This is a genomic window from uncultured Leptotrichia sp. (assembly GCF_938036635.1).
GTDB classification, from domain to species: domain Bacteria; phylum Fusobacteriota; class Fusobacteriia; order Fusobacteriales; family Leptotrichiaceae; genus Leptotrichia; species Leptotrichia hongkongensis.
This window is the reverse complement of record NZ_CALHQO010000110.1, coordinates 1-6,986: the sequence shown is the minus strand read 5'-3', so window position 1 is coordinate 6,986 and position 6,986 is coordinate 1. Positions and strand designations below refer to the sequence as shown.

The following is a 6,986-nucleotide window of genomic DNA, read 5'->3' as shown; positions in this document are numbered from 1 at the left end:
CATCTCCAACTTTTCCTAGTTCATTCTCATAAGCTGCAGTCAATCCTACTGATAAATTTGTTCTTACCGCTAATGGCTGTACATATTTGAATTCAACACCAACTTCCGGTTTCACCGAGAAATAATCATTGCCTTTTACTTCCAGTCTCATTTCACCATTATCTTCCTTGATATTGTTGAATCTTCCATATTCCAGCTTTAATGCTCCGTAAGGACGCAAATGTGTTCTCTCGCTCATTCTTATGTCGTATCCTAAATCTGTCTTAACTGCCGCTCCATAAGAATGATAGTCAGATTTCGCCTCGAATATCTCATCTACTACAAGATATCTACGTCTCATTTCATTAAGGCCCGCAAATACATCTCCGCCTATTGTCCATTGCAATGCTCCGTTATAGTCTTTCTTAGGTGACATTTTCTTGAACACTCCAGCTTTAATCATTGTCTGATTTTCACTTGATTTTCCAATATCCTTGAACTTGAATCTGTTAGTCACAGCTCCTGCATACCATCCTGAACTGTTTCCAAGCTTGATTGCTTCATCTTCATGAACATATGCGAATCCATAAGAATTGCTTGTATAGTTAATAATTCCTGCAGTATCTGTGTTGTATTCATCTCTCATGCCAAACACTTTAATCTTGTTATTCTGTTTAGACGGATTTCTCCACTCTTTTTTCAAATAGTTGAATTCCTTGTCTAGCATATTTCCTGTCGAATTGATTCTTTGCTGAGTATTTCCATATTGATGTCCCATCATTTCATCTATTGCTTGGAAGAATAGAACCTGTTCATTGTTTCCTATACCGCTTATTTTATCAAATAAAGTTTTTTCTCTTGTTCCAAGTCCTTCTACACCGTATCTTTGTTCAAGTCCGTCCAAGAAGTTATATGTATCTGTAACTTCTACAGGATTAGGTTCTTTTCCAGCCCAGAAAGTATAAGGAATTTTAGCCATATATGCATTTTCTATTGTTCCGTCTGTTTGATTTTGTGCAACTGTTGCCATCCAAGTTAATGATCCTGAGTATATGTTCCAGTCTTTTATCTGAGGATTTTTCTTTATCATTTCATTGTATGGATCCAGTATTTTCTTATCCAGCTGAATATATTTACTTGTAGTGTTTTCTGCCGCTTCTGCACCTATAATAAGATCCGCTTTAGCTAAGCCGCTTAATGCGCTTAATCCTTGAATAGGATTAGTAAATCTCTTGCTCGAAGTATCTATATACATTCCTATTGTAGAAGTCTGCATTGCCTTATATTCTTCAGCTGATGAAGTAGCAATCGTAGGCACTACAGAATTTCCGTTTACTGTTATTGTTCCTACACTTGATCCCTTAGGTACATCTATCGATACTCCCATCAATCCTTTTCCGAGGCTGCTTTGATTTCCATCTGCTTTTTCATCTATAGAACCTTCACCTTGTATAATCATTGTTTTATAGTTTTTGATTATTCCAAGGTTATTTCCTGCAACATCTCCTTTAGCAAGTATTCCAACTGCAGATTTTGCATCTAAAATTATGTCTCCATGATTTTCAATTGTTGAACCATTCTTAACAACCACTCCAACTACTTTTTCAAGTCCAGTACCATTTGATCTGATTGTTCCGTAGTTGTATCCGTATGCTCCGTTATCTAAATACATTCCTGTAGTATTACTTGCATTTAGATTTATTGTTGCTCCTGCTGCATTAATTACTTTTGTTCCTTGACCTGTTCCATACATCCCTATACTAGATGGACCTGTCACATTAATAGTCCCATTATTTATAATATTTCCTGTATAAGCTCTTTTACCTGCAGCAATTTCACTTTGTGTTGGAGTAAATCCTGCAGCCATTCCAACTGCATATCTATTATTCAATGGATTGTTATCATCTATAAACGAAGCACCTACTGTAATATTCTTTCCTGCAGCATTTGTTGCTTCTCCTCCATGAGTACTATATATTCCAACATTTCCAAATCCGCTTCCAAAGTTTATATCTGCATTGTTTGTTACTTTTCCAGCTGAATACAATCCATAGTTATATGAACCTGTAGAAGTTAAGTTTGTATTATTAATTACTTCTGCACCTGCTCTAGCATCTGCTGAATATATATAAACTGTTTCATTGCCAAGATTACTTATACTTGAAATATCACTTATAATTTTATTTCCTGTTCCACTTGTTTTTGATTCGTTGATAAATCCAAACGAATTATCTCCTATTGATAAATTGCTTCCAGAATGTGCTCTTACAGTTTGACCGCTTCCGTTTGTATAGACTGCCGCAGCTTTTTCAGTACCTACATTTATGCTTCCAGAATTAAGATTTACATCTCCACCTGAACTATATATACCTGTACCACCTGCACCAGTATTTATTGTTCCGTTATTATCAACTGCATGTCCATATATTCCAACTGAATTATCTCCCACTGTTATTGTTCCGTTATTTGTTATTTTATCAGTTGCTTTTGTATAAATTCCTACACTTGGTTTCTTGGTTGCTGCATCAACAGGATTATTCAATGTAATTACACCTGCATTTACAAGTTCTGTTCCTTCTGTAATTAATCCATAACCCCTGTCTCCTGATACATTTCCATTATTTGTCAGAAGTCCACCATTTCCTTTTACATATAGTCCTACAACGCCTCCTGTTGTTCCAACTGTATCGACAAGATTTACATTTGCATTATTTGTCTTAACTCCTCCAGATGCATTGTCATAAAACAATCCTACTCCTGTTTCAGTATTTGATCCGCTATATTTCAGTTCAAGTGTTCCTGCACTCAGGTTACTTCCATCTTTTATAAATATTCCTGTTCCTTTATCTTTAACTTCTATTCCGTAATTTGTCAGTAAGTTAACATCAGAATTTTCAGCATATACTCCAATTCCTTCTGTACCTTGAATTACTATGTCAGAACTTCCTGTTCCATTCAATGTAACAGTATTACCTAATCCGTTAGATACAATTCCAACAGCTTTATTTCCTGTCATAATAATTTTTCCTTCGTTACTGATAAGCCCGTTTGCTCTAGTTATATTTGTACTTGCATGAGCACCTGCTAACTTATCAGTTTTACCATAAATTCCTACAGAAGTATCTCCGTTTACAGTAAGCGTTCCTTTATTTAATATTTCTAATGTTTTTGCTGTACCTAATGTACCGTTAGCAATATTTTTATCTGTTCCATAATCCTGTAAAGAAGTTCCTGAAGTAAAGGCTGCCATTCCTACACCTTCGCCAGTTATATTTATATTGGCATTCTGATCATTTATCAGTTTACTTCCATTTATTCCATAGGCACCAATACCTTTGTCAACATTTATTAGATTTTTATTATGAATTGTTCCATAACTTACATTTAAAGCAGTTGTTGACGCTACATTTCCGCCTTTTATATCAACAGTTCCTTCATTATTATACAAGTTGCTTGTATTATCAGTTGCACTGGTATTTGATCCCATAACAAGCCCTTTACCTGTAAGAGAGCTTACTGTCATTCCATTTGCTATATTAAATTTTTCATTTGATAAACCAAGACTCTTGTTAAATTCATTAGTTGCATCATCTAAATCTAGGTTAGTATTTAAATTGAATATTCCATTAATATAGAATATTTTATATTTTTTCCCATTAGAATTAAAATTGGAAGGATTTATTTTCATTTCAGTCATAACCTGTGATGATCCTGCAGATGATCCAGTCCAGTTCGTTGTATTTCCATCATATGCAGCTAAAACTACATTGTCTCCAGTAAGTTTAACACTAACATTTTGCATACCATTATATTTAGTAGCTGTTCCTGCCGCTGCAGTATAATCAGAAGTTTCTCCAGCTTTTAAAATACCATCTGACATGTTTATTGTTGTAGCGCCTGTGAAGTTTACTTTTGAGTTAGCTCCAGCAAAAAATGGTGTTGATTGTGCGTGATTTCCTGCATCATCACCTTGATTAGCTGTTCCAACACTGTTAGTTGTTACCTCAGTTTCATGGTAAATATCTCCACCGCCAAAATTAACCAATCCTCCATTAAGAGCTACTAACGCTCCACTTTTACCTGTCTGCACTTTATTTGCATTTTTATTTAAGTTTACAACTGCTCCAGTTCCATCAGCAAAACCTGCCATACCATTTATTTTCAGATTGTCTTCAAAAGTAACAGTCGAACCTGAACCTTTAGCATATCCTCCAATATTTTCATACAGATAAGGTTTTGTTTCCTGGTCTTTCTTAGCCCATTCACTTACTGATTCAGCTTCTTTCTTTAATGTAACTTTACCTCCTGCTTCAGCATAAGCTAATAATCCTCCAAAACCTTTTGCTGAAGTTTTTTCATGAGCAGTAATTTCTCCACCGTTTTTCGCTACATAAGCTACTGGAGTAGACTCTGTTCCATCAGCAAACTTTTTATATCTCCCAGTTAGAACAACATTACGTCCTATATTAATTTCACTAGGTTTTCCTTCAAATTTTTTAGCTTCATTCGAAATCATTCCGTGAACGCTATTTTGCCATTTTCCATCTGAATAAGCTATTATTGTTCCAGTTGCAGCTTCATTACTAGCATCATTATATGAAATTTTTCCATTAAGATTTGCTGTTCCGTAATCTTTAATGTCTCCTGTCATTATAGGTACAGTTGTTGTATCACTACCTTCATGTTTATTAGTACTCATAGCTGCATCTAAAACAGTTCCATTTTCTGAAACCATCATAATACCATTTTTAGCATATTTACCAAAACTGATATCAATATCATTAACTTGTAAGGAATGAACTTCATCTAAGTCAAAATTAGTACCTCTGGCAGCATCTTTAGCCCCTAAATCTTGTGAAGGAACAATTTTAGCTCCAGCTTCTGCTCCTCTTTGACCAGATCTTGCGTATATTCCTATATTATTTTCAACATAGTTGGCATCACCTGTTCTTTCTGTTTCAATACCACCATTTCTTATAGTAGTTGTATTTCCTGCTGCTGTTTGAGTTCCAGAATTTGCCATATTTAATTGATTACCAATAATTGCTTTTGCTCTTATTTCTCCTTGATATATTCCAACTCCTGATTTTTCCCAATTAGCTTGTCTAATAGGTCCATTTCCATCATTTGATATATACGCATTTGAACTGTTAGTAGGAGAGTCATAGAATGCTTTTCCAGCTAAACTAATTCTATTATTGAATAACATTACAACATTTCCATCACCATAAGATTCTGGCGCTTTATCAAGTTTTAATGAAGGAGTTAAACCAGTGTTGTATAAATCTTGAATTATTCCACTACCTTTTAAATTATTAAAGTTAGGAGAATATCCTAATCCAGAATAAACAATATTATCTGCTCCTTCTAACTCGTATTTACCTGTACTAGTTATTTCAAACGAACCTTGAGCCCCAAGCACAGAGTATACAATGTTTTTATTTGACGTAATTTTTGCATCAACTTTTCCAATAAATCCTCCACGTTGCTTTGGTGCTCCTGCCCAGTAGTTATGAGAAGCTATCGTATCATAAGTTGCTGGATAGATATAGAATAAAGTGTTCTCATTTGCTTTTATTCCTTTGCTGTCATCTCTTTCAATATTTACTGATACATTATTAAATTGTAGCCTTCCTGAATGCCAAGTTTCTATTGAAAGGAAATTTGCTCTCCCATATAGATGCCCTTTAATATTTGAAAGTGTTCCATCCCAAACTGTATGTATTCCTATTGCTCCATCATGATTGCCATTAGTTTTCCCTGCATTATTTCCAGCATTGTCTGATACATTTCCAGCAACATACACTTCAATATTTTTTGCTTCAAATCCTACTGGATCAGGTTTTGGTTTTTTCATATTTGCAGCTGATAGTCCTTGAGCTGTATTAGCTCTTGCTCTTTCGTCATAAGACTTATTAAAATACAGTGTCGCTGCAGTTCTTGGTGCCCAGTTAGTTCTTGAATTAGCAGAATAAGAAAAATTTCTTATATTTCCGTTTATTCCAGAATTTGGAGTTAATAAACCTGTAACCGGATTAAACCCTGTCCAGAATTTATTGTTACCTCCGTCTGTCCAGTTAGGTGTTTTATCAGGATCATTTCCATCAGAACTGTTATGCCTTGCATCATTAAAAGCCTTAGTATTATCAACTTGATGCACTCCATTTTGTGTTCCACATGTAAAACAGAAATCTGTAAATGGATTTGTGTTTGGTGTTGGTAAGTTTAGACTTATTGTCGGTGTAGCAGGTGTTGGTATATTCAATGAAGGCGGCAATAAGTTTGGTACACCAATCGCACTTAATTGCGGTACAGGTACAGATACTCTTGGTGCTTCCACAGGATCTCTAGACACATCTTTTGGTCTTATTGAAGCGTCTACATTTAATGTAGATAATGGCTCCTGTCTAGGAGAAGTACTTGAAATTCCATATCCTTTATTTGATAATCCCAATCTTGCATTTGAAGATGCAGAATATGGATTTGTTGAAGTTGGTAACTCTTTATATTTTGAACTTAAAGGCGAAGTATATCTTTCAAATGCATCATCACTTCTCTGGAATATGCCTTCATAAGGATATTTTTCTTTTTTATCTCCTCTTCCTTTGTAAGTTCCATTCCAATTATTATTAAAATAATTAATTCCATATTGCCAGCTGCTCCAAGGAGATTTAACAACATGATCTCCTTGCTCCATTAATTGAATCAGTTCAAGATTTGTGCTTTTTAATAATTTACTATTCTCTCTTCGTGTTTCTTTAACCTTTTGATGTATACTTTTTATTGAAGATGAAATCTCCTGTTTTTGATTTTCTACGTTTTTCTCTGTAGTTTGTGAAAACAAATTACTTGTAATCGATACTACCCCTGTCATTAAAAATGTGACCAATGCAGAATCTGTGTATTTAAAATCTTTTGTTTTTTTTGCAAATGCACGTAAATCTTTTTGCAAATTTCTAAGATTATTTGTCATCTTTTTACTTCGTATGATAAATATATAATTAACT

The 6,986-nt window shown here is 34.4% G+C and carries 1 protein-coding gene; it reads right to left on the bottom strand.

The genetic code is table 11. The annotated features are described in order from the left end of the window. A partial coding sequence (locus Q0370_RS02010; protein WP_299571409.1) for an autotransporter-associated N-terminal domain-containing protein occupies positions 1 to 6,952 on the bottom strand: 6,952 nt, incomplete at its 3' end. Positions 6,953 to 6,986 lie beyond the last annotated feature (34 nt).